21 protein-coding genes are annotated in these 23,203 nt (G+C 60.9%); 10 read left to right on the forward strand and 11 right to left on the reverse strand.

Features of this window, described 5'->3' with window-relative positions; translation table 11 throughout:
• Positions 1–100: 100 nt before the first annotated feature.
• The 5 genes from miaB (at position 101) to lnt (ending at position 5,844) form a co-directional block, all read left to right on the forward strand.
• Positions 101–1,429 (forward strand): tRNA (N6-isopentenyl adenosine(37)-C2)-methylthiotransferase MiaB, encoded by a 1,329-nt coding sequence (miaB, locus tag HXW87_RS28780; protein ID WP_003228520.1) that lies wholly within the window; start codon positions 101–103, stop codon positions 1,427–1,429.
• Between the two features lie 284 nt (positions 1,430–1,713).
• On the forward strand, positions 1,714–2,712 hold the full coding sequence (locus HXW87_RS28785; protein ID WP_097089326.1) for a PhoH family protein: 999 nt from the start codon (positions 1,714–1,716) through the stop codon (positions 2,710–2,712).
• The gene (ybeY, locus tag HXW87_RS28790) at positions 2,705–3,199 is read left to right on the forward strand and encodes an rRNA maturation RNase YbeY (RefSeq protein WP_182402590.1); all 495 of its coding nucleotides are present in this window, start codon (positions 2,705–2,707) and stop codon (positions 3,197–3,199) included. Before HXW87_RS28785 ends, ybeY begins: the two co-directional genes overlap by 8 nt.
• 5 nt (positions 3,200–3,204) lie before the next feature.
• A complete protein-coding gene (locus tag HXW87_RS28795) occupies positions 3,205–4,044 on the forward strand; it encodes an HlyC/CorC family transporter (protein WP_027612886.1) in 840 nt (279 codons plus the stop codon).
• Between the two features lie 276 nt (positions 4,045–4,320).
• On the forward strand, positions 4,321–5,844 hold the full coding sequence (gene lnt, locus HXW87_RS28800) for an apolipoprotein N-acyltransferase (RefSeq protein WP_239779194.1): 1,524 nt from the start codon (positions 4,321–4,323) through the stop codon (positions 5,842–5,844).
• 177 nt (positions 5,845–6,021) lie between these two features.
• Here lnt and HXW87_RS28805 read toward each other — a convergent pair whose 3' ends face one another.
• Complete coding sequence (locus HXW87_RS28805) at positions 6,022–6,783, reverse strand: YdcF family protein (protein ID WP_239778235.1); 762 nt, start codon at positions 6,781–6,783, stop codon at positions 6,022–6,024.
• A 105-nt stretch (positions 6,784–6,888) separates the two neighbouring features.
• On the reverse strand, positions 6,889–7,212 hold the full coding sequence (locus tag HXW87_RS28810) for a hypothetical protein (RefSeq protein ID WP_047296802.1): 324 nt from the start codon (positions 7,210–7,212) through the stop codon (positions 6,889–6,891).
• Between the two features lie 256 nt (positions 7,213–7,468).
• Here HXW87_RS28810 and leuS point away from each other — a divergent pair, with 256 nt between their 5' ends.
• From leuS to HXW87_RS28835, 5 genes are all read left to right on the forward strand, one after another.
• Positions 7,469–10,075, forward strand: a complete 2,607-nt coding sequence (gene leuS, locus HXW87_RS28815) for a leucine--tRNA ligase (RefSeq protein ID WP_095668224.1) — start codon at positions 7,469–7,471, stop codon at positions 10,073–10,075.
• 88 nt (positions 10,076–10,163) lie between these two features.
• Positions 10,164–10,769, forward strand: a complete 606-nt coding sequence (lptE, locus tag HXW87_RS28820; protein WP_041065019.1) for an LPS assembly lipoprotein LptE — start codon at positions 10,164–10,166, stop codon at positions 10,767–10,769.
• Between the two features lie 39 nt (positions 10,770–10,808).
• A complete protein-coding gene (gene holA / locus HXW87_RS28825; protein WP_025108700.1) occupies positions 10,809–11,846 on the forward strand; it encodes a DNA polymerase III subunit delta in 1,038 nt (345 codons plus the stop codon).
• Positions 11,847–12,026: 180 nt separating this feature from the next.
• Positions 12,027–12,191: an alternative ribosome rescue factor ArfA gene (gene arfA, locus HXW87_RS28830; protein ID WP_047296807.1), complete on the forward strand. Its 165-nt coding sequence runs from the start codon at positions 12,027–12,029 to the stop codon at positions 12,189–12,191.
• A gap of 61 nt (positions 12,192–12,252) precedes the next feature.
• Positions 12,253–13,575: a lytic murein transglycosylase gene (locus HXW87_RS28835; protein ID WP_239778236.1), complete on the forward strand. Its 1,323-nt coding sequence runs from the start codon at positions 12,253–12,255 to the stop codon at positions 13,573–13,575.
• Between the two features lie 102 nt (positions 13,576–13,677).
• Here the strand turns inward: HXW87_RS28835 and HXW87_RS28840 are convergent, their stop codons facing one another.
• From HXW87_RS28840 to mrdA, 9 genes are all read right to left on the reverse strand, one after another.
• Entirely contained in the window at positions 13,678–14,625 is a 948-nt protein-coding gene (locus tag HXW87_RS28840) for an LD-carboxypeptidase (protein WP_239778237.1), read from the reverse strand.
• Between the two features lie 127 nt (positions 14,626–14,752).
• Positions 14,753–15,751 carry a lipoyl synthase gene (gene lipA, locus HXW87_RS28845; protein WP_162130488.1) on the reverse strand — a complete coding sequence of 333 codons (999 nt, stop codon included), beginning with the start codon at positions 15,749–15,751 and terminating at the stop codon, positions 14,753–14,755.
• A 25-nt stretch (positions 15,752–15,776) separates the two neighbouring features.
• Positions 15,777–16,424, reverse strand: coding sequence for a lipoyl(octanoyl) transferase LipB (gene lipB / locus HXW87_RS28850; RefSeq protein WP_239778238.1), 648 nt, complete (start codon positions 16,422–16,424; stop codon positions 15,777–15,779).
• Positions 16,424–16,699, reverse strand: coding sequence for a DUF493 domain-containing protein (locus HXW87_RS28855; RefSeq protein WP_027612895.1), 276 nt, complete (start codon positions 16,697–16,699; stop codon positions 16,424–16,426). The genes lipB and HXW87_RS28855 overlap by 1 nt, the downstream gene beginning before the upstream one ends.
• 85 nt (positions 16,700–16,784) lie before the next feature.
• A complete protein-coding gene (locus HXW87_RS28860; RefSeq protein WP_003228546.1) occupies positions 16,785–17,942 on the reverse strand; it encodes a D-alanyl-D-alanine carboxypeptidase family protein in 1,158 nt (385 codons plus the stop codon).
• Positions 17,943–18,129: 187 nt separating this feature from the next.
• A complete protein-coding gene (locus tag HXW87_RS28865; RefSeq protein WP_121187381.1) occupies positions 18,130–19,140 on the reverse strand; it encodes a septal ring lytic transglycosylase RlpA family protein in 1,011 nt (336 codons plus the stop codon).
• On the reverse strand, positions 19,140–20,150 hold the full coding sequence (gene mltB / locus HXW87_RS28870) for a lytic murein transglycosylase B (protein WP_047296814.1): 1,011 nt from the start codon (positions 20,148–20,150) through the stop codon (positions 19,140–19,142). Before mltB ends, HXW87_RS28865 begins: the two co-directional genes overlap by 1 nt.
• 17 nt (positions 20,151–20,167) lie before the next feature.
• Positions 20,168–21,271: a rod shape-determining protein RodA gene (gene rodA, locus HXW87_RS28875; RefSeq protein WP_047296919.1), complete on the reverse strand. Its 1,104-nt coding sequence runs from the start codon at positions 21,269–21,271 to the stop codon at positions 20,168–20,170.
• A 31-nt stretch (positions 21,272–21,302) separates the two neighbouring features.
• Complete coding sequence (gene mrdA / locus HXW87_RS28880; RefSeq protein WP_182402592.1) at positions 21,303–23,198, reverse strand: penicillin-binding protein 2; 1,896 nt, start codon at positions 23,196–23,198, stop codon at positions 21,303–21,305.
• Between the last annotated feature and the right edge of the window lie 5 nt (positions 23,199–23,203).

The raw sequence follows: 23,203 nt of genomic DNA on the forward strand, positions 1-23,203 counted from the left end.
GCGCAAACTATAGCATAGCCACCGGACGCGCAGCGGTAGGAACCTGAGGGCTTGTTCCCTATAATGCCGGGTTCTTTGAATCACGTGACGACCCTACTCCATGGCCAAGAAGCTTTACATCGAAACCCACGGTTGCCAGATGAACGAGTACGACAGCTCGCGCATGGTTGATCTGCTGGGCGAACACCAGGCCCTGGAAGTCACCGCGCGCGCTGAAGATGCCGACGTGATTCTGCTCAACACCTGCTCGATCCGCGAGCGCGCCCAGGATCGGGTGTACTCGCAGCTCGGCCGCTGGCGCGAACTGAAACTGGCCAACCCGGACATGGTGATCGCCGTCGGTGGTTGCGTGGCCAGCCAGGAAGGTGCGGCGATCCGTGATCGCGCCCCGTACGTCGACGTGGTCTTTGGCCCGCAGACCTTGCACCGTCTGCCGGAAATGATCGACGCCGCGCGCAGCAGCAAGCTGCCGCAAGTCGACGTCTCGTTTCCGGAAATCGAGAAATTCGACCACTTGCCCGAGCCGCGCATCGATGGCCCGAGCGCCTACGTGTCGGTGATGGAAGGCTGCAGCAAATACTGCACGTTCTGCGTGGTGCCTTACACCCGTGGTGAAGAAGTCAGCCGGCCGTTCGATGACGTGATCGCCGAGATCATCCACCTCGCCGAAAATGGCGTGCGTGAAGTGACCCTGTTGGGGCAGAACGTCAACGGCTATCGCGGCCTGACCCATGATGGGCGTCTGGCCGATCTGGCCGAACTGATCCGCGTGGTTGCCGCCGTCGATGGCATCGACCGCATTCGCTACACCACTTCGCACCCGCTGGAGTTCTCCGACAGCCTGATTCAGGCCCACGCCGAAGTGCCGGAACTGGTCAAACACCTGCACTTGCCGGTGCAGTCGGGTTCCGACCGGATCCTCGCGGCAATGAAGCGCAACCACACCGCGCTGGAATACAAATCCAAACTGCGCAAACTGCGCGCCGCCGTGCCGGGCATCTGCATCAGTTCGGATTTCATCGTCGGCTTCCCGGGCGAGACCGAGAAAGACTTCGAACAGACCATGAAGCTGATTGCCGATGTCGGCTTCGACTTCTCCTATTCGTTCGTCTACAGCCAGCGTCCGGGCACGCCGGCGGCCGATCTGGCTGATGACACCCCGGAAGAGCTGAAGAAAGAACGCTTGAATGCCTTGCAGCATCGTTTGAATCAGCAAGGGTTCGAGATCAGCCGACAAATGGTCGGTTCGATCCAGCGCATTCTGGTTACTGACTATTCGAAGAAAGACCCGGGCGAGCTGCAAGGGCGCACCGAGAATAATCGTATCGTCAACTTCCGCTGCGATAATCCGACCCTGATCGGCCAGTTCGCCGACGTGCACATCGACGCGGCGCAACCGCATTCGCTGCGCGGCTCGCTGGTCCAATAACATCGCGCGCTTTCTGTAGTAGGACTGTTGTGGTGAGGGGATTTATCCCCGATGGTTGGCGCAGCCGACCCAACGCTGAAGTTGCGGTGAATCTGCCATACCAAGAGCTCTGGTTTTGGGGCCGCTCCGCGGCCCATCGGGGATGAATCCCCTCGCCACAGATAACTCCACCCGCCACAGAAAGGCGCTCCAAACTCGCATCGATATTTAAGAGCTTTCGCACCCACGCCACTGGCGTTATCCTTGATTTCATCTTAATTGCCCCAGGGCGGCTAAATACGACCTTGAACGCACCCATAGAACCACATCGTTTTATCCTCGAGCCCTTTGAGGCTCGCCGCTTCGCCAATCTGTGCGGGCAGTTCGACGAGCATCTGCGCTTGATCGAACAGCGCCTGGCCATCGAGATCCGCAATCGCGGAAACCAGTTCGAACTGATCGGCGACCCCAAGCACACCACGTCTGCGGAAAACCTGCTGCGCCGCCTGTACCGCGAAACCAAGGGTACCGAGCTGTCACCGGACATGGTGCACCTGTTTCTCCAGGAATCGGCCGTCGTCGAACTGGACAATCACGCTCCCGCTGAAGCTTCCGTCGCCCTGCGCACCAAGAAAGGCATGATTCGCCCCCGTGGCTTGAATCAGCTGCGCTACGTGAAGGAAATCCTCGGCAACGACATCAACTTCGGCATCGGCCCGGCCGGTACCGGCAAGACCTATCTGGCGGTGGCCTGCGCAGTCGATGCCCTGGAACGCGAGCAGATCCGCCGCATTCTGCTGGTGCGTCCGGCGGTTGAAGCCGGTGAAAAGCTCGGCTTCCTGCCCGGCGATCTGGCGCAGAAGATCGACCCGTACCTGCGCCCGCTCTATGACGCACTCTACGAGATGCTCGGCTTCGAATACGTGGCCAAGCTGATCGAGCGTCAGGTGATCGAAGTCGCGCCACTGGCGTACATGCGCGGTCGTACGTTGAACAACAGCTTCATCATTCTCGACGAAAGCCAGAACACCACCGTCGAGCAGATGAAAATGTTCCTGACCCGGATCGGCTTTGGCTCCACCGCCGTGATCACCGGTGACATCACCCAGGTCGACCTGCCGCGCGGCACCAAGTCCGGCCTGCATCATGTGATCGAAGTACTCAAGGATGTTCCGGGCATCAGCTTCACCCACTTCCAGCCCAAAGACGTCGTGCGCCACCCGTTGGTGCAGCGGATCGTCGAGGCCTACGAGCGCTTCGAGACCCGTGCCGAAGCCGCCAGGGAAACCTCGCGCGATGCTTGAGCTGGATCTGCAAATCGCTACCGAAGCGAACGCCCCGAGTGAAACCGAGTTCCGCCAATGGTGCGAACTGGCCCTGCGCCAGCGCAGCGCCGACTCGGAAATGACCATTCGCCTGGTCGACGAGGAAGAAGGCCGCGAACTCAATCACACCTGGCGCCACAAGGATTACGCAACCAACGTCCTGTCGTTCCCGGCGGAAGTCCCGGACGAATTCCTCGACATCCCGCTGCTCGGCGATCTGGTGATCTGCGTGGCGGTGGTCGAACGCGAAGCTGCCGAACAAGGCAAGGAACTCAAGGCCCATTGGGCACATCTAGTCATTCACGGCTGCTTGCATCTGCTCGGTTACGACCATATAGATGACGACGAAGCTGAAGAAATGGAAGCACTGGAACGCGAGTTGCTTGCCGAACTGGGCTATCCCGATCCGTACGCGGACGACGAAACCGAAACATCCCCTATCGTTACAACAAAGGATTCAGAGTAATCGCTATGAGCGAAGATCGATCGAGCAACGGGCAGAAGTCATGGCTGGGTAAACTGACCCAGGCTTTTGCCCACGAGCCGAAGAACCGTCAGGAGCTGCTTGAGCTGCTGCGTGATGCACATCAGAACAAACTGCTGGACAGCGAAGCGCTGGCCATCGTCGAAGGCGCCATTCAGGTGGCTGACCTGCAAGTACGCGACATCATGGTCCCGCGCTCGCAGATGATCAGCATCAAGGCGAACCAGACACCCCGTGAATTCCTCCCGGCCGTGGTCGACTCGGCGCACTCGCGCTACCCGGTCATTGGCGAAAGCCACGACGACGTGATGGGCGTGTTGCTGGCCAAGGACCTGCTGCCGCTGATCCTCAAGGAGAACGGCGACAGCTTCAACATCAAGGACCTGCTGCGCCCGGCCACCTTCGTGCCGGAGTCCAAGCGTCTGAACGTGTTGCTGCGTGAATTCCGCGCCAATCACAACCACATGGCCATCGTCATCGACGAATACGGCGGCGTGGCCGGTCTGGTCACGATCGAAGACGTACTGGAACAGATCGTCGGCGACATCGAAGACGAGCACGACGTCGAAGAAGACAGCTACATCAAGCCGCTGCCCAGCGGTGACTTCCTGATCAAGGCCCTGACGCCGATCGAGAACTTCAACGAGTTTTTCGACAGCGAATTCTCCGACGACGAGTTCGACACGGTCGGCGGTCTGGTGATGAGCGCGTTCGGGCACTTGCCAAAACGTAACGAAATCACTGAAATCGGCGCCTATCGTTTCCGCATCCTGAATGCCGACAGCCGTCGGATTCATTTGCTGCGACTGACGCCAATCGCTCGTTAAATCTAAGGATTGGGGTATGTCATCAGCTATTTCCTGTATCGCGTTGCGCCTGAAAGCGGGCCAGGCAAGGCGCAGTCCGCAGGGAATGGCATTCCCTTTCCAAGGACTGCAACGCAGCATGGCCCGCTTTCAGGCGTAACCCGGAGGGCCGGGCCTGCTGTTACGCAGGGCTGCGTTGCTCGTCGTTCATTTGAAAAACCAAACTTCACTCCTCGCGCCTTGCCCTGCGTAACAGCAGACCCGGCGCGATACAGGAAATAGCTGATGACATACCCCCTGCGCTGGACAACCCGCCCCGGCTGGCCCGGTAACCTGCTGGCCGTGGCGGCCGGTGCAATCACCACCTTTGCCCTGGCCCCGTTCAACATCTGGCCGCTGGCTTTGCTCGCGGTCGGCCTGTTCTACGCCGGCCTGCGTGAGCTGAAACCGCGTCAGGCGCTGGGCCGTGGCTGGTGCTTCGGTTTCGGACTGTTCGGTGCCGGCACCAGCTGGATCTACTACAGCATCCACCATTTCGGTGGTGCATCGGTGTTGCTGGCCGGGTTCCTGATGCTGCTGTTCACCGCAGCGATCGCGTTTTTCTTCGCCCTGCCCGCCTGGGTCTGGGCGCGCTGGTTGCGCCGCAATGAAGCGCCGCTGGCCGATGCGCTGGCGTTTGCCGCACTGTGGGTCGGCCAGGAAGCCTTTCGCGGCTGGTTCCTCACCGGTTTCCCGTGGCTCTACTCCGGTTACAGTCAGCTCGACGGCCCGTTGGCCGGGCTCGCGCCGGTCGGCGGCATGTGGCTGGTATCGTTCGTTCTGGCGCTGACTGCAGCGCTGATCTGCAACGCGCCCCGCTTGTTGCAATCCGGTCGCAAGGGCTTTATCGCGGCTGGCCTGGTGTTGCTGATCGGGCCATGGGTGGCGGGCATTTCGCTCAAGGGCCACGCCTGGACCAGTCCGTCCGGTCCGGCCCTGAGCGTTGCCGCGATTCAGGGCAACGTCGAACAAAGCATGAAGTGGGACCCGGCGCAGCTCAATGCGCAACTGGCGCTGTACCGCGACCTGAGTTTCCGCTCCAAACCGGTCGACCTGCTGATCTGGCCGGAAACCGCGGTGCCGGTGCTCAAGGAGTCCGCCGAAGGCTACCTGAACATGATGGGTAACTTCGCCGCCGAGCGTAAATCGGCGTTGATCACCGGCGTACCGATCCGCGAGACGGTTCGTCACGAAAAACGCTTCTTCAATGGCATTACCGTGGTCGGCGAAGGCGATGGCACCTACCTCAAGCAGAAATTGGTGCCGTTCGGCGAATACGTACCGTTGCAGGATCTGCTGCGCGGGTTGATCGCGTTCTTTGACTTGCCGATGTCCGACTTCGCTCGCGGTCCGGCGGATCAGCCGTTGTTGCAGGCCAAGGGTTATCAGATCGCACCATTCATCTGCTACGAAGTGGTGTACCCGGAGTTCGCTGCAGGTCTCTCGGCACGCAGCGATCTGCTGCTGACGATCAGCAACGACACCTGGTTCGGCACCTCGATTGGCCCGTTGCAGCACCTGCAAATGGCGCAGATGCGCGCACTTGAGGCCGGCCGCTGGATGATCCGCGCCACCAACAATGGCGTGACCGGGCTGATCAACCCGTTCGGGCAGATCACCGAGCAGATTCCGCAGTTCGAGCAGGGCATTCTGTATGGCGAAGTGGTGCCGATGCACAACCTGACGCCGTACCTGCAATGGCGCTCGTGGCCGCTGATCATCATTTGTGTGCTGCTGTTTGGCTGGGCGCTGATGGCGAGCCGGATGTCGAAAACCCTTTAAAAGCAATCCATGAACACTGTGGTGAGGGGATTTATCCCCGATCGATGACGCAGTCATCGCAAATCCATTGCACTCTTTTTACCTGAAAGGCCGAGATGCAGGTTTTGTTTTGGGGCGGCTTCGCCACCCATCGGGGATAAATCCCCTCGCCACAGAAGTCCTCTCAAAACAGTGCTCTTAGCGGTAAAACAGCGAATACCCCACCTGCCCTACCGCCTCATTCAGCAACTGCCCGCTCTGCCAGATCGACTTGAACTCCGGCAGCCAGCCACCAAACGGTCGCGCATTATCGGTCCCGAGAAACCCTACGGGCGCCGGCACCACTTCAAATCCTGCCTGCTGAAAACACCACACGGCACGCGGCATATGCCAGGCCTGGGTGACCACGACCACGCGTTTTATGCCTTGAGGCAACAAAATGTCGGCGCTGAATTTGGCATTTTCCCAGGTTGTGCGACTCTCGCCTTCCTGCCAGCGCGTGGTCACGCCAAAGTCATCGCGCAGCGAATCGGCCATCAGCTTCGCCTCGGTCGGCGGCGTGCCGTAATGCAGGCCACCGCTGGTCAGAATCGGCAGCCCGGAGGCCTTGGCCAGTCGCGCTGCATAGCGCTGACGCTCCAGCCCCACGCCGGTTGGCTGATCCTCACCCCAGGCCAGATCACCGCGCTCGCGCCCGGAACCCAGCACCACGATGGCATCGGCCCGCTGCGCCAGGATTGACCAGGCATCACGGGGCAGCGGCGGCTCACGTTCCAGTGCCTTGGCGCCCCACTGCACGACCACCGGCAGGCTCATCAGCCAGAAACCACCCAGCCCAATGGCAAAACACAAGCCGGCCAGTCGCGGCCGGGAGCGGCGCAGCCACCAGGCGACCAGCAACAGCAGCAAAAGAATGCCGGGCGGCAACAGAAGTTGTTTGATGAAGTAACGAAAAGGCATCGGGGCATCTCCAGAGATGCCCGAAGCCTAAGAGTGTTAATGATGCGTTACAACCGATAGGCAGGATCCTGTTGGAAAAGATCCGTTATCTGACCTGCCATGCGTTTACTTGGCCTGTACAGAACGAACCTTGACGGTGTCTCTGCCGGGCGCCTTGTCCTTGAGCCAGATGACCTTGGCTGAATGTGCTGTATCGAGCTGTTTCACTGCCTGCGACAGGTATCCATGCGCTTCACGCTCACTGCGATCCAGATAGGCCTTGACCAGTTTGAACTCGGCGGGGCTCAAGCCACGCAATTCCAGTTCCACGGGGCGCTCGTCGCGCAGCCGGCCAGCGGTTTTGGCAGCGTCGAGCGCCATGCCCAGACGATCCATCAACCGTTCGTACAACTCGGGTTTCGTCACGTTTTTTTGCCGTTGCTCCACCATCCCTCACCTCATTGAAGATAAGACTCACTCCCCAATAAGAGCTTAGCTTCGCTGCACAAACCGGCTGAACGCCGCGACCAACGGCCCTCGCCACGGTTTTCGGGGGCCAGACAGCTGTAATCAGGGTTTCCCTAGGCCAAGCGCGGTCATGTATGCTACGGCGCTTCCTGTCATTCCACTTCCAGCCTGTCCGGAGCATCCCCCGGAGGGCGCGTTGAAGAGGATTAGGCCACCCCTATCCAGTACAAAAGTAGCCATGCACGAACAATATCAGCCCCGTGAAATCGAAGCCGCCGCCCAGTCGTTCTGGGACGAGCAAAAGTCCTTTGAAGTCAGTGAACAGCCAGGCAAGGAAACCTACTACTGCCTGTCGATGTTCCCTTACCCCAGCGGCAAGCTACACATGGGGCACGTGCGCAACTACACCATCGGCGACGTGATCTCCCGCTACCAGCGCATGCAAGGCAAGAACGTTCTGCAACCGATGGGTTGGGACGCCTTCGGCATGCCGGCGGAAAACGCCGCGATGAAGAACAACGTGGCGCCCGCCAAGTGGACCTACGAAAACATCGCCTACATGAAATCCCAGCTGCGCAGCCTGGGCCTGGCGGTGGACTGGTCCCGTGAAGTGACCACCTGCAAGCCCGATTACTACCGCTGGGAACAATGGCTGTTCACTCGCCTGTTCGAAAAAGGCGTGATCTACCGCAAGAACGGTACCGTGAACTGGGACCCGGTCGACCAGACCGTGCTGGCCAACGAACAGGTGATCGACGGTCGCGGCTGGCGCTCCGGCGCGCTGATCGAAAAGCGCGAAATCCCGATGTACTACTTCAAGATCACCGCCTACGCGGATGAGCTGCTGGAGAGCCTCGACGAACTGACGGGCTGGCCGGAACAGGTCAAGACCATGCAGCGCAACTGGATCGGCAAATCCCGCGGCATGGAAGTGCAGTTCCCTTACAACGTCGACTCGATCGGCGAAGCAGGCACCCTCAAGGTCTTCACCACCCGTCCGGACACCCTGATGGGCGCAACTTACGTTGCCGTGGCCGCCGAGCACCCGCTGGCCACCCAGGCCGCGCAGAACAACCCTGAGCTGCAAGCGTTCATCGCTGAATGCAAGGGCGGCAGCGTCGCTGAAGCCGACGTCGCCACTCAAGAGAAGAAAGGCCTGCCGACCGGCCTGTTCGTCGAGCACCCGCTGACCGGTGAAAAACTCCCGGTATGGGTCGCCAACTACGTGTTGATGCATTACGGCGACGGCGCCGTGATGGCGGTGCCGGCGCACGACGAGCGCGATTTCGAATTCGCCCACAAGTACAACCTGCCGGTCAAATCGGTGGTGCGCACCAGCTCCGGCGACACCAACCCGGCTCCGTGGCAAGACGCCTACGGCGAGCACGGCACGCTGATCAACTCCGGCGAGTTCGACGGCCTGGACTTCACCGGCGCCTTCGACGCCATGGAAGTCGCCCTGATCAAGAAAAACCTCGGCGCCTCGCGCACCCAGTTCCGCCTGCGCGACTGGGGCATCAGCCGTCAGCGCTATTGGGGCTGCCCGATCCCGATCATCCACTGCGCCACCTGCGGTGACGTGCCGGTGCCGGAAGACCAGTTGCCGGTGGTCCTGCCGGAAGACGTGGTGCCGGACGGCGCCGGTTCGCCACTGGCGCGCATGCCGGAATTCTACGAGTGCAGCTGCCCGAAATGCGGCCAGCCTGCCAAGCGTGAAACCGACACCATGGACACCTTCGTCGAGTCCTCGTGGTACTACGCCCGTTACGCCTCGCCGCACTTTGAAGGCGGTCTGGTGGAAAAATCCGCGGCCGACCACTGGTTGCCGGTGGATCAGTACATCGGCGGTATCGAACACGCCATTCTTCACCTGCTGTACGCGCGCTTCTTCCACAAGCTGATGCGTGACGAAGGTCTGGTCAGCTCCAACGAGCCGTTCAAGAACCTGCTGACCCAGGGCATGGTAATCGCCGAGACTTACTATCGTCGCGAAGCCAACGGTGCCTACACCTGGTTCAACCCGGCGGATGTGGAACTGGAGCGCGACAGCAAAGCCAAGGTCATCAGCGCCAAACTGAAATCCGACGGCTTGCCGGTGGAAATCGGCGGCACCGAGAAAATGGCCAAGTCGAAGAACAACGGCGTCGACCCCCAGTCGATGATCGACCAGTTCGGCGCCGACACCTGCCGCCTGTTCATGATGTTCGCCTCGCCGCCTGACATGAGCGCCGAATGGTCGGACTCCGGCGTTGAAGGCTCGCACCGTTTCCTCAAGCGCGTCTGGCGTCTGGCGCAGACCCACGTCACCCAGGGCCTGCCGGGCAAGCTGGATATCGCCGGTCTGAACGACGAGCAGAAAGCCGTGCGCCGCGCCATCCACCTGGCCATCAAGCAGGCCAGTCACGACGTCGGCCAGAACCACAAATTCAACACCGCCATCGCTCAGGTGATGACGCTGATGAACGTGCTGGAAAAAGCCGCGCAAGGCACCGAACAGGACCGCGCGCTGATTCACGAAGGCCTGGAAGCCGTGACGCTGCTGCTGGCTCCGATCACGCCGCACATTAGCCATGAGCTGTGGAAGCAACTGGGCCATGCTGACCCGGTGATCGATGCGGGCTGGCCTGCGGTCGATGAAAACGCACTGGTACAGGACAGCCTGCAACTGGTCATTCAAGTGAACGGCAAGCTGCGTGGCCAGATCGAAATGCCGGCCAGCGCCACCCGCGAAGAAGTCGAAGCGGCTGCCCGCGCCAACGAAAACGTGCTGCGTTTCGTCGACGGTCTGACCATTCGCAAAGTGATCGTTGTACCAGGGAAACTGGTCAACATCGTCGCCAGCTAAATTGGATTGGGCGCCAGGTTCGCCTGGCGCACTGTAAAACCTTTCGGGCCGCAGGGTCGGCCCACATGGTTTCAAGGGGAGCAACACAATGATCAAACGCAATCTGCTGGTGATGGGCCTCGCCGTTCTGCTGAGCGCCTGCGGTTTCCAGCTGCGTGGTACCGGCACCAATGAACTGACGATCAAGGAGCTCGACCTGAGCGCCCGCAACGCTTATGGCGAGACCGTCACCCAACTGCGTCAGGTGCTGGAGTCCAGCGGCGTCAAGGTTTACAACGGTGCACCGTACAAGCTGTACCTGGCTGACGAGCAGGAGAGCCAGCGTATCCTCAGCTACGCCGGGGCCGGCCGTACGGGCGAATACCAGGTCAGCACCGTGCTGAACTACGACATCGTTGGCGAACATAACCTGAACCTGCTGAGCGACAAGCTCGAAGTGCAGAAAGTGTTCATTCACGACGGCAACAACCTCGTCGGCTCCGATCAGGAAGCCAACGACGCCCGTCGCGAAACCCGTCGCGAATTGGTTCAGCGCATGATGCTGCGCCTGCAACAGCTGACGCCGGGCCAACTGCAGCAATTGCAGCAAGCGGCCAACGACCGTGCCCGGGCCGAAGCCGATGCACTGAAGGCGGCACAGAAGGCTGAAGCGGAAACACCGCGTCAGTCGCCGCTCGAACTGCCGCAGCAGTAAGACGTACGGGGCGCTCAGGCGCCCCGTTCGCCCTCTCTTATGAAGCTCGCTCCCGCTCAACTCGGCAAACACCTGCAAGGCGCGCTCGCGCCCGTCTATATCATCAGCGGCGATGACCCGCTGTTGTGTCAGGAAGCCGCCGACGCCATCCGCAGTGCTGCCCGCCAGCAAGGTTTCGACGAACGCCAGGTGTTCGCCGCCGATGCCAATTTCGATTGGGGTACCTTGTTGCAGGCCGGCGCCAGCATGTCGTTGTTCGCCGAAAAACGTCTGCTGGAACTGCGCCTGCCTTCGGGCAAGCCCGGTGACAAGGGCGCTGCCGCACTGATCGAATACTGCTCACGCCCCGCCGAAGACACCGTGCTGCTGATCAGCTTGCCCAAGCTCGACGGCAGTGCGCAGAAGACCAAGTGGGGCAAGGCGCTGGTCGAAGGTCAGCAGACCCAGTTCATTCAGATCTGGCCGGTGGATGCCAATCAGCTGCCGAGCTGGATTCGCCAGCGCCTCTCCCAGGCCGGGTTATCGGCCAGTCAGGATGCGGTCGAACTGATTGCCGCACGCGTGGAGGGCAACCTGCTCGCCGCCGCGCAGGAAATCGAAAAGCTCAAGCTGATGGCCGAAGGTGGGCAGATCACCGTCGAAACCGTGCAGGCCGCGGTGGCCGACAGTGCGCGCTTCGACGTGTTCGGCCTGACCGATGCCGTACTCAACGGCGAACCGGCCCACGCCTTGCGCATGCTCGAAGGCCTGCGCGGTGAAGGCGTCGAGCCACCGGTGATTCTCTGGGCTCTGGCACGGGAGTTGCGCCTGCTGGCCAATATCTCGCTGCAGTACAGCCAGGGCACACCGCTGGACAAGTGCTTCAGTCAGGCGAAACCGCCGGTCTGGGACAAACGCAAACCGCTGATGAGCAAAGCCCTGCAACGCTACTCGGCGCCACGCTGGGCGCAGTTGCTGCTTGAAGCCCAGCGCATCGATGCGCAGATCAAGGGTCAGGCCGCCGGCTCGCCATGGATGAGCCTGAGCCGATTGGCGTTGTTGATGGCGGGCCAACGCCTTTCGCTGCCCGCCGAATAATCTGTCATACCGCAAACGACTCTTCGCGAGCAGGCTCGCTCCCACATTGAAACGCATTCAAATGTGGGAGCGAGTCTGCTCGCGAAAGCGTCAGAACATTCCTACCTATCAGGGACTGGACAGGCGTCCAACATCGGCAGATTATTTCCCCCGCAAAACCACTCACTCGAGAGAATCATCATGAGCAAAAAGCCATCAAAACATGGCCCGAACAAGGCCAAATCCATCGTCGCCCAACCCCTGTTCCGCAGCCGCCAGGAACGACCGTCCAAGGGCAAAGGCAGCTACCGCCGCGAAGCCTTCCAGTCTGACAGCTGGGAGGCTTCTTACTTTCTGGCTGCCTGAAGCGCAGTACCCCCCGGTCATGTTAAGGTCTGTACCTGAATCGTATCCCCTGGAACCGTGCATGCCCTTTCGTCTTTCCCGTCGTTGGCCCGTTCGCCAACTGATCGCTGCCTCCAGCTTCATTCTGCTTGTCGCCTGCGCGGAAAAACCTACCGCCGCCGATGCGCAACCTCTCCAAGCCGCCCCTGTCGCAACAGCCCCGGCAATCATCCCGCCGGTAGTGCCGTCCGCCGACCCTCTTGATCTTCAGCCCACCCAGACCTTTGCCGAATGGCAGGCCGGTTTCCGCAAGGATGCCCTGGCGGCCGGGATCCGCGCCGAGCTGTTTGATCGCGCGTTTGCCAATGTCAGCTTCGATGCCAGCGTGATCAAGGCCGACCGCAGCCAGCCGGAGTTCTCACGTCCGGTGTGGGAATACCTCGACGGCGCCCTCTCGCCACTGCGAGTGCGCAAGGGCCAGGCGCTGATCAGTCAGTACGCCGACATCCTGCAAAGCATCGAACAGCGATATGGCGTCGATCGTCAGGCACTGGTGTCGGTGTGGGGCATGGAAAGCAATTTCGGCCAGTTCCAGGGCACCAAGTCAGTGATCAACTCGCTGGCGACCCTGGCCTACGAAGGTCGTCGTCCGGGCTTTGCCCATGCGCAACTGATTGCGGCGCTGCAGATCCTGCAACAGGGCGATATCACCCCAGAGAAGATGTTGGGCTCGTGGGCCGGTGCGATGGGCCAGACCCAGTTTATTCCGACCACCTACAATACCCACGCGGTGGATTTCGACGGTGACGGTCGCCGCGACATCTGGGGCAGCCCGGCCGATGCTCTGGCCTCTACCGCGCACTACCTGCAAAGCTCCGGCTGGCAGCGTGGTCAACCGTGGGGCTTCGAAGTGCAATTGCCGAGCAGCTTCAACTACACCCTGGCCGATGGCGCGATTCGCAAAACTGTCGCCGAATGGCGTCAACTGGGCGTGAGCCTGCCCAATGGCAGTCAGGCACCGGCCGGCTCGGAACAATTGTCCGCCGCCCTGCTGCTACCAGCCGGTTATCGTGGCCCGGCGTTTCTGATCCTCGACAACTTCCGGGCGATCCTCAAATACAACAACTCGTCGTCCTATGCACTGGCGGTGAGCCTGTTGTCCGAGCGCTTCAATGGCGCTGGCCTGATCAACGGCACGTGGCCGAAAGATGACCTGCCACTGAGCCGTACCGAGCGTATCGAATTGCAGACCCTGCTGAGCGCACGCAATTACGATGCAGGCACGGCTGACGGGATCATCGGCGCCAATACGCGCAAGGCGATCCGCAGTGCCCAGCAGGCGTTTGGCTGGCCCGCGGACGGTTACCCGACGCATAAGTTGCTTGAGAGCCTGCGCGCTCAATAAAGCAAAATCAAAAGATCGCAGCCTTCGGCAGCTCCTACAGGGTATGTATCAATCCCATATAGGAGCTGCCGAACGCTGCGATCTTTTTGCGTCACCCGAGCATTATCGGGTGACCACATCCTGCTCCAGCATCAACTCCTTCTTCCCTGCATCCAAGCGAATCAGCGCCCCCATCGGCAGGGTCAGGTTCGGATCACAATGCCCGCTGCGCCACCCCGACAGCACCGGAATCCGCAACGGCTCGAACGTCTGCTTGAGCAGACGGTTCAACGCATCGATATCGACCCCGGCCACATCACCGACCAGCACCCCGCGCAATCGAGCCAGTTTGCCGGCCAGACGCATCTGCGTGAGCAAACGGTCGATGCGATACAGCGGCTCGTTGACGTCCTCGATCAGCAGAATCACCCCTTCCACGTCGATTTCATAAGGCGTCCCCAGCGTCGAGGCAATCATCGCCAGATTGCCGCCGAGCAAGCGCCCGTGAGCGATGCCCGGTTCGACCGTGGTCAACGGATAAGCCACTGGATGGCTCAGCACACTGCCCGCCTTCAACTGACCGCGCAGCATGGCGAAGAATGAGGTGACGGTCGGTGGTTCCTTGTCGCCCAACAGATCGGCGTTGAGCAGCGGGCCGTGGAAGGTCACGAACCCGGCGTAGCGACTGATTGCCAGATGCAGCGCGGTGATGTCGCTGTAGCCGACAAACGGCTTGGCGTGACGACTCAGCAGGTCGTAATCGATCCGGTCCAGCAAGCGCGGCGTACCGTAGCCGCCACGCAGGCAGATGATCGCGTCGACTTCTGAGTCGGCGAATGCCGCGTGCAGGTCATGGAGGCGTACGTCATCGCTGCCGGCCAGGTAGCCGTCCTTCTCGTAAACACCGGGGAATACCTTCAGCGCATAACCGCGGGTGCGCATCCACTGCACAGCCTTTTGCGTGTCCAGCGCGCCGGGGCCGGCGGGGGCAATCACGCCGATCAGCCCTTCGGATGGTAGCGCTGGTACGGGTTTATGCGGAAAAAGGCTGTGGGTCGGTCGAACGGTCATCCATGGTCTCCCTGTGAACTCATGCACACACAGTAGTCAGGTACAAAGACAAACAAAAGAGTGCGCGGCAGGCGCAAACAAAAATACCCGCCGAGGCGGGTATTTTCGCAAAGCGCTCAGCGCCGGATCAGGAACCGAGCAGCTCGGCCTTGACCAGTTTCGCCTGCTCATCGGCGTGGTACGACGAACGTACCAGCGGACCGGAAGCGACGTTCTTGAAGCCCATCTTGTAGCCTTCTTCGGCGAACCAGGCGAAGGTGTCCGGGTGCACGAAACGCTGCACCGGCAAGTGGCTGCGCGACGGTTGCAGGTACTGGCCCAGCGTCAGCATGTCGATGTCGTGTTCACGCATGCGCTTCATGACTTCGATGACTTCGTCGTCGGTCTCGCCCAGACCCAGCATCAGGCCGGATTTGGTCGGAATGTGCGGCATCATCTGCTTGAAACGCTGCAGCAGAGTCAACGACCACTGGTAGTCCGAACCCGGACGCGCAGCCTTGTACAGGCGCGGCACGGTTTCCAGGTTGTGGTTGAACACATCCGGCGGCTCGGCGGCAGTGATTTCCAGGGCGATGTCCATGCGGCCACGGTAGTCCGGGACCAGGGTTTCCAGTTGCACATTCGGCGACAGCTTGCGGATTTCGCGAATGCAGTCGGCAAAGTGCTGGGCACCGCCGTCACGCAGGTCGTCGCGGTCAACCGAGGTGATCACCACGTACTTGAGTTTCAGATCGGCGATGGCGATGGCCAGGCTTTCCGGCTCGTTGACGTCCAGTGGTTTCGGACGACCGTGGCCAACATCGCAGAACGGGCAACGACGGGTGCAGATGTCACCCATGATCATGAAGGTCGCGGTGCCGCCGGAGAAGCACTCGCCCAGGTTCGGGCAGGACGCTTCTTCACAGACGCTGTGCAATTTGTGTTTGCGCAGCAGGCTCTTGATCCGGTCGACTTCCGGCGAAACCGGAATGCGTACGCGAATCCAGTCGGGCTTCTTCGGCAGTTCGGTGGTCGGAATGATCTTTACCGGGATGCGTGCAACCTTCTCGGCGCCGCGCAGCTTGACGCCGGCTTCAACCTTGGGACGCGGGGCCGGGCGCTCGGTCACGTCGAGCGTCGGGATCATGGTTTGCACTGCATCAGTAGTCATATCAGTCGATTCCGCCCGTCAGGGTCGTCTGCTCAGCATAGTCGAGGTGTTTGACGAGCTGCGCGCGCAGCCGGGCACTTACCTCGGCAAATTCAATCGATCCTGCGTGATCGCTCAGCTGGGTCATCGCCAGCCCGGCATAGCCGCAGGGATTAATCCGTCGAAACGGTTCCAGGTTCATATCCACGTTCAAGGCCAGGCCATGAAAGGAGCAACCGTGGCGAATCCGCAAACCCAGAGACGCGATTTTCGCTCCGTCGACGTAGACGCCGGGAGCATCTGGCTTGGCGGCGGCGGTGACGCCGTAGCTGGCCAGCAGTTCGATCAGGCACTGTTCCATGCGCGTGACCAGATCACGTACGCCGAAACCCAGCTTGCGCACATCCAGCAACAGGTAGGCGACCAACTGGCCCGGGCCATGATAAGTCACTTGCCCGCCGCGATCGACCTGTACCACCGGGATATCACCCGGCAGCAGCAGGTGTTCGGCCTTGCCGGCCTGACCCTGGGTGAACACCGGAGGGTGCTCGACCAGCCAGATTTCGTCGGCGGCATTGCTGCCGCGTTCGTTGGTGAAGCGTTGCATGGCATGCCAGACCGGCTCGTAAGTCATCTGGCCAAGTTCGCGAAAGCCCAGCGTGCCCGGCATCACAACACCATGTGCACGAAACCGGAAGCCCGCAGTTCGCTGTTGATGTTGTACAGCTGATCCTGGTCTGTCGCGACGATGTGCAACTGGATGGTGGTGTACTTGCCGTTGCTGCTTTGACGCTCGTCGATGCGCTCATCATTGATGGTCGCGTGTTTCTTGACGATGTCGATGATCTTGTCTTTATTGCCGACGCCCGTATCGCTGATCACCTTAATCGGATAATCAGTTTGCGGAAATTCGATCTTTGGCGCCTTTACTTCGGTATCGGTCATGGCGTAACGGCCTCTAGAGCGCAAGCCGTGGTAACGCACATGGCCCCGCACCGGAACGGGGCGGGGCCATGCAGGTCAACACAAATCAGTTGAACAAGCCGTAGAAGAATAGACGGATGCTATCCCACATGCGGCGGAAGATACCACCCTCCTCGACAGCGTCCAGAGCGATCAGGTCGGCGCTGTGCACCACCTTGTCGTCCAGTTTCACTTCGACTTTACCGATCACGTCGCCCTTGGCGATTGGCGCGGTCAGTTGCGGGTTCATGGTCATGCTGGCAGCGAGTTTTTTCAGCTGGCCTTTTGGCAGGGTCATGGTCAGGTCCTCAGCCAGGCCGGCCTTGACCTGGCTGGTGGTGCCTTTCCACACCGGGGCCTGAGCCAGTTCGGTGCCCTTCTGGTAGAAGGTCTGGGTTTCGAAGAAGCGGAAGCCGTAGGTCAGCAGCTTCTGGGTTTCAGCGGCGCGGGCCACTTCGCTGTTGGTGCCGAACACCACAGCAATCAGACGCTGGCCGTCACGTACAGCCGAGGACACCATGCAGTAGCCGGCTTCGTCGGTGTGACCGGTTTTCAGACCGTCAACGGTCTTGTCGCGCCACAGCAGCAGGTTGCGGTTAGGCTGCTTGATGCCGTTCCAGAAGAACTCTTTCTGCGAGTAGATCGCGTAGTGAGCCGGGTCTTCGTGGATGATCGCACGGGCCAGGATCGCCATGTCGTGAGCCGACGAGTAGTGCTCAGGGTTCGGCAGACCGGTCGGGTTCATGAAGTGCGAGTTGGTCATGCCCAGATCGGCGACCGTCTTGTTCATCAGGTCGGCGAACGCGTCTTCGCTGCCGGCGATGTGCTCGGACAGCGCCACGCTGGCGTCGTTGCCGGACTGAATGATGATGCCGTGCAGCAGGTCGCTGACGGTCACCTGCGAGCCGACCTTGATGAACATCCGCGAACCGCCGGTACGCCAGGCGTTTTCGCTGACGGTCACCGGGTCGTTTTCACCGATCTGGCCGCGACGGATTTCCAGCGTAGCGATGTACGCGGTCATCAGTTTGGTCAGGCTGGCTGGCGGCAGACGCTGGTCACCGTTGTTCTCCACCAGCACGTTGCCGCTGCTGGCGTCCATGAGCACGTAGGCTTTTGCAGCCAGTTGAGGTGGCGACGGCATCATCTCGGCCGCGAAGGCGGCTGGCGAGAGGAGCAGCGGGACTAGCAGACACAGGCGTTTGGCAAAGGTGGTGATGTTCATCCGTCTCTCGAAATCGCTAATGGAAACTTGCCCGAAGGCAAAACTATTCAGACAGCCTTCTAACGGGCCATCGCGTGTTCAGTTGCTCACTCCAGTCACCCTTGCCGGGCTTTTGTTCTTCGACGAGCCAACAACCTGGTCCACCCCCCAAAACCGCAAGTGAACCGTCAATCAAGTGCTACGTTTCTTACTCGGTGACCACGCTCGGCGAGCCGAGATTGGCCAGGCGTACACTGTTCTGCACCTGGGCGATTTCACCCGGCGAACCGATCGGCCCCAGGCGTACCCGGTGCAGGGTCTGCTGATTGCGCACGATCGAGCTGATGAACACCGGAGCGCTCACCATCCCGCTGAGCTTCGACCTCAGGAGTTCTGCAGCGTCCGGGTTGGCGAACGCGCCCACCTGCAGATACTGGCCAGACGCTGGTGCAGAAGCGTTTTTTTTTGCGCTGATCTGTACAGGGACAGTGTCAGAGGCATGTTGCTGCGGCGGCGGGGTCCACTGCTCGATGGTACCGGCCGACGCCGTGATCACCGGGGCGTTATTCTGCGCGACTTGCGGCTCGTTGAGCATCAGCGGCGCCGGACGGCCCTTGGCGGCCCACCATTGTTGCGGATCGATACCTTCGACCTTTACTCGCGCGGTGCCGATTTCGGCATAACCGAGCTTCTTCGCGGCCGCGTAGGACAAATCGATGATCCGGTCCGAATAGAACGGCCCCCGATCGTTGACCCGCAGGATCACGCTCCGGTTGTTGTCCAGGTTGGTCACACGCACGTAACTGGGCAGTGGCAGAGTCTTGTGGGCGGCACTCATGCCGTACAGGTCATACACTTCGCCGTTGGCGGTGTTCTGCCCGTGGAACTTGGTGCCGTACCAGGAAGCGGTGCCCGAGGCGACGTAGGTCTTGGATTCCTGCAACGGGAAATAGGTCTTGCCCAGCACGGTGTACGGGTTGGCCTTGTAAGGACCGGTGTGCAGGGTCGGCGTGGCGTCGGGGATGCGCGAAACATCGACATCCCACCACGGCGCGCCATCTTTGTGCGCGCGGTTGATGTCCAGCCCCGGCTGCGCACGCACCGCAGTGGACGGGGTCTTCTGGGTCGGCGCGCGGCTGGTCGAACAGCTGGCGACCAGCACCGCCAACGCGGCGAATGCCACCAGCTTCAGGGGTTTATTGATAGGCAATGCCCGCATTACTTGACGCCCCGTGCTTTTACCAGCTCTTCAGACAGTTGATGTACGGCCATGGCGTACATCACGCTGCGGTTATAACGCGTGATCGCGTAGAAATTCTTCAGGCCCATCCAGTATTCAGGGCCGTTGTCGCCTTCGAGGCGAAATGCAGTAACCGGCATATCATCGCGCAGCGCATCATGACTTGACCAGCCCAGCGCCCGCAACTCTCCAACCGTTTTCGTCGGCTCGATGCCGGTGGTCAGACCTTCGTCGACCTGTTCGCCGCGCACGTCGGCGCGGCTCACCACCGGTTCCCCGGCGACCCAGCCGTGACGCTTGAAATAGCTGGCCACGCTGCCGATCGCATCATCCGGATTGGTCCAGATATTGATGTGACCGTCACCGTCAAAATCCACCGCATAGGCGCGAAAGCTGCTCGGCATGAATTGCGGCAAGCCCATCGCCCCGGCGTACGAGCCCTTGAGGGTCAATGGATCGACCTGTTCCTCACGGGCCAGCAGCAGGAACTCACGCAATTCCTTGCGGAAAAATTCGGCACGGGGAGGATAGTCGAATCCGAGCGTGGACAATGCATCAATCACCCGGTAATTGCCGGTATTGCGTCCGAAAAAGGTCTCGACGCCGATGATCGACACGATGACTTGTGCCGGTACGCCGTATTCCTGCTCGGCACGGGCCAGTACGGCCTCGTGCTGGCGCCAGAAGTCCACACCACGGGCGATGCGCGCGTCGGTGATGAACATCGGGCGATATTCTTTCCACTGTTTGACCCGCTCGGCGGGCTTGGAGATGGCGTCGAGAATCGCCTGCTTGCGCTGGGCCTCGCGGAACACGGCCATCAGTTGCTCGCCGGCAAAACCGTAATCGCGGGTCATTTCGCCGACGAATTCAGCCACCTGTGGCGAGCCTTCGTAATCGCCGGCCAGCACTTCCTGCGCGCTGCCAAGGATGCCGACCAGGCCGACCCACGGCGCGTAACGAGTCGCCCAGCTGCGCATGACTTGCATTGAACTCTTCACCTTATTCAAACCTGTGCGATCCACTTGCGATGCGTATGAATCGACATCAAAACCCCAAACGCTGACAGCAGTGTCACCAGCGAAGTTCCTCCGTAGCTAATGAAGGGCAACGGCACCCCCACCACCGGCAACAGGCCACTGACCATACCGATGTTGACGAAAACGTAAACAAAAAACGTCATGGTCAACGCACCAGCGAGCAATTTGCCGAACAGCGTCTGCGCCTGGGCGGTGATCACCAGGCCGCGACCGATCAGCAACAGATAGATCAGCAGCAGCGCGCAGATGCCGACCAGACCGAACTCTTCGCCGAGTACGGCGATGATGAAGTCGGTATGGCTCTCCGGCAGAAAGTCCAGGTGCGACTGGGTGCCCAGCAGCCAGCCCTTGCCGAACACGCCGCCGGAACCGATCGCGGCTTTCGACTGGATGATGTTCCAGCCAGTGCCCAGTGGATCACTTTCCGGGTCGAGGAACGTGAGGATCCGCTGCTTCTGGTAGTCGTGCATGATGAAGAACCACATGGCGATCGCCACCGGCACGGCCGCAGCCAGCACGCTGAGGATCCAGCGCCAGCGCAGCCCGCCCATGAACAGCACGAACGCGCCGCCGGCCAGAATCAGCAGCGACGTCCCGAGGTCGGGTTGGCGCACGATCAGAATGAACGGCACACCGATCAGCATCAGGCTGATGCCGACGTGCTTGAGCTGCGGCGGCAGCGTGCGCTTGGACAGATACCAGGCAATCGTTGCCGGCATCAGGATCTTCATGAACTCCGAAGGCTGGAAGCGGATCACTCCGGGGATGTTGATCCAGCGCGTCGCACCCATGGCGTTGTGGCCCATGATGTCCACCACCATCAGCAGCACCACGCCGACCACATAACCGAGCGGCACCCAGCGGGCCATGAAACGCGGTTCGAACTGGGCGATGACGATCATCGACACCAGGCCGATGCCGAACGAAGTGGCTTGTTTGCCCAGCAGATCCCAGCTCTTGCCGCTCGCCGAATACAGCACGAACAGACTGCCCGCGGCGAGAATCAGCAGCAGGATCAACAGCGGGCCATCGATATGCAGACGTTGCAGCAGCGTCGCACGACGACGCATCACATCCTCACTGGAGAGCATGCGATCAAAATTATTCATCACGGGCCGAAGCCTCCGCACTGATAGGACCGGCGTATTCGGCCTTCAATCGACCCTCCTGATCCAGAAGCCAGGCATCCATGACCTGACGCACCACTGGCGCGGCGACGCCGGAGCCGGACTCACCGTTCTCGACCATCACCGACACAACGATTTTCGGGTTGTCGGCCGGAGCGAAACCGACGAACAAGGCGTGGTCGCGGTGGCGCTCCTGAACCTTGGACCGGTCGTATTTTTCACCTTGCTTGATCGCGACCACCTGAGCGGTACCGGACTTGCCGGCGATGCGGTATTGCGCACCGATTGCCGCCTTGCGCGCGGTTCCTCTGGCGCCGTGCATCACTTGCTGCATGCCGTGATTGACCTTGGTCCAGTCCGACGGATCGCGCAGAACGATATCCGGCATCGGGTTTTCATCTACCGGTTTGGCACCTTCGATGGTCTTGGCCAGGTGCGGCCGGTTCCAGATGCCTTTGTTGGCCACCAGCGCCGTGGCCTGCGCCAGTTGCAAGGGTGTGGACTGCATGTAGCCCTGGCCGATCCCCAGAATCAGGGTCTCGCCCGGGAACCACGCCTGTTTGCGCGTCGCACGCTTCCACTCGCGGGACGGCATCAGGCCGGGAGATTCTTCGAACATGTCCAGCGAGACCTTCTGGCCGATGCCGAACTTGTTCATGTAGGCCGACAACCGATCAATGCCCAGCTTGTGCGCCAGGTCATAGAAGTAGGTGTCGTTGGAACGCATGATCGCCGTGTCGAGGTCGACGAAGCCGTCACCGGTGCGGTTCCAGTTGCGGTACTTGTGATCGTAGTTGGGCAGCATGTAGTAACCGGGGTCGAACACCCGGCTCGACGCCGTCACCACACCGGCATCGAGACCGGCAATCGCCACCGCCGGCTTGATCGTCGAACCCGGCGGGTACAGACCGCGCAGCACCCGGTTGAACAGCGGCCGGTCGATGGAATCGCGCAGCTCGGCATAGGCCTTGAAGCTGATGCCGGTGACGAACAGGTTCGGGTCGAAACTCGGCTGACTGACCATTGCCAAGACTTCACCGGTGTTCGGATCGAGCGCCACCACCGCGCCGCGCCGCCCGCCCAGTGCAGCTTCCGCCGCTTCCTGCAGTTTGATGTCCAGACTCAGGACGATGTCCTTGCCGGGAATCGGATCGGTCCGCTTGAGCACGCGCAGCACGCGGCCGCGGGCGTTGGTCTCGACTTCCTCGTAACCCACCTGCCCGTGCAGTTCCGGCTCGTAGAAACGCTCGATGCCGGTCTTGCCGATGTGATGGGTGCCGCTGTAGTTGACCGGGTCGAGGGTCTTCAGCTCTTTCTCGTTGATCCGCCCCATGTAACCCACCGAGTGCGCAAAATGCGCGCCCTGCGGGTAATGACGCACCAACTGCGCGACCACTTCCACCCCGGGCAGGCGGAACTGGTTCACCGCGATCCGGGCGATCTGCTCTTCGGTCAGCTCAAACAGAATCGGCACCGGCTCGAACGGCCGGCGCCCCTGGCGCATGCGTTTTTCGAAGATCACCCGGTCCTCGGGCGTCAGCTGCAGCACTTCGACGATCACGTCGAGCACTTGCTGCCAGTCGCCGGAGCGTTCGCGGGTCATGCTCAGGCTGAAGCTCGGACGGTTGTCCGCCACCACCACGCCGTTGCGGTCGAAGATCAACCCACGGGTCGGCGGAATCGGCTGCACATGGACACGGTTGTTTTCCGAGAGTGTCGAGTGGTACTCGTACTGGATCACCTGCAAGTAGTACAGCCGCGCAATCAGTACGCCGATCAACAGCATGACCGCAACAGCCCCGAACACGACGCGGCTACGCACCAGGCGGGCGTCCTTTTCGTGGTCCTTGATGCGGATCGGCTGAGACATGAGGG

The sequence above is a fragment of the Pseudomonas sp. Y5-11 genome (assembly GCF_022368695.1).
Taxonomy (GTDB): Bacteria; Pseudomonadota; Gammaproteobacteria; order Pseudomonadales; family Pseudomonadaceae; genus Aquipseudomonas; species Aquipseudomonas parakoreensis.

Coding starts and splice junctions, on each gene's coding strand:
- miaB (WP_003228520.1), top strand. CDS start 101: ATGGCCAAGAAGCTTTACATCGAAACCCACGGTTGCCAGATGAACGAG.
- ybeY (WP_182402590.1), top strand. CDS start 2,705: ATGCTTGAGCTGGATCTGCAAATCGCTACCGAAGCGAACGCCCCGAGT.
- HXW87_RS28795 (WP_027612886.1), top strand. CDS start 3,205: ATGAGCGAAGATCGATCGAGCAACGGGCAGAAGTCATGGCTGGGTAAA.
- HXW87_RS28805 (WP_239778235.1), bottom strand. CDS start 6,783: ATGCCTTTTCGTTACTTCATCAAACAACTTCTGTTGCCGCCCGGCATT.
- HXW87_RS28810 (WP_047296802.1), bottom strand. CDS start 7,212: ATGGTGGAGCAACGGCAAAAAAACGTGACGAAACCCGAGTTGTACGAA.
- leuS (WP_095668224.1), top strand. CDS start 7,469: ATGCACGAACAATATCAGCCCCGTGAAATCGAAGCCGCCGCCCAGTCG.
- lptE (WP_041065019.1), top strand. CDS start 10,164: ATGATCAAACGCAATCTGCTGGTGATGGGCCTCGCCGTTCTGCTGAGC.
- holA (WP_025108700.1), top strand. CDS start 10,809: ATGAAGCTCGCTCCCGCTCAACTCGGCAAACACCTGCAAGGCGCGCTC.
- arfA (WP_047296807.1), top strand. CDS start 12,027: ATGAGCAAAAAGCCATCAAAACATGGCCCGAACAAGGCCAAATCCATC.
- HXW87_RS28835 (WP_239778236.1), top strand. CDS start 12,253: ATGCCCTTTCGTCTTTCCCGTCGTTGGCCCGTTCGCCAACTGATCGCT.
- HXW87_RS28840 (WP_239778237.1), bottom strand. CDS start 14,625: ATGACCGTTCGACCGACCCACAGCCTTTTTCCGCATAAACCCGTACCA.
- lipA (WP_162130488.1), bottom strand. CDS start 15,751: ATGATCCCGACGCTCGACGTGACCGAGCGCCCGGCCCCGCGTCCCAAG.
- lipB (WP_239778238.1), bottom strand. CDS start 16,424: ATGCCGGGCACGCTGGGCTTTCGCGAACTTGGCCAGATGACTTACGAG.
- HXW87_RS28855 (WP_027612895.1), bottom strand. CDS start 16,699: ATGACCGATACCGAAGTAAAGGCGCCAAAGATCGAATTTCCGCAAACT.
- HXW87_RS28860 (WP_003228546.1), bottom strand. CDS start 17,942: ATGAACATCACCACCTTTGCCAAACGCCTGTGTCTGCTAGTCCCGCTG.
- HXW87_RS28865 (WP_121187381.1), bottom strand. CDS start 19,140: ATGCGGGCATTGCCTATCAATAAACCCCTGAAGCTGGTGGCATTCGCC.
- mltB (WP_047296814.1), bottom strand. CDS start 20,150: ATGCAAGTCATGCGCAGCTGGGCGACTCGTTACGCGCCGTGGGTCGGC.
- rodA (WP_047296919.1), bottom strand. CDS start 21,271: ATGCGTCGTCGTGCGACGCTGCTGCAACGTCTGCATATCGATGGCCCG.
- mrdA (WP_182402592.1), bottom strand. CDS start 23,198: ATGTCTCAGCCGATCCGCATCAAGGACCACGAAAAGGACGCCCGCCTG.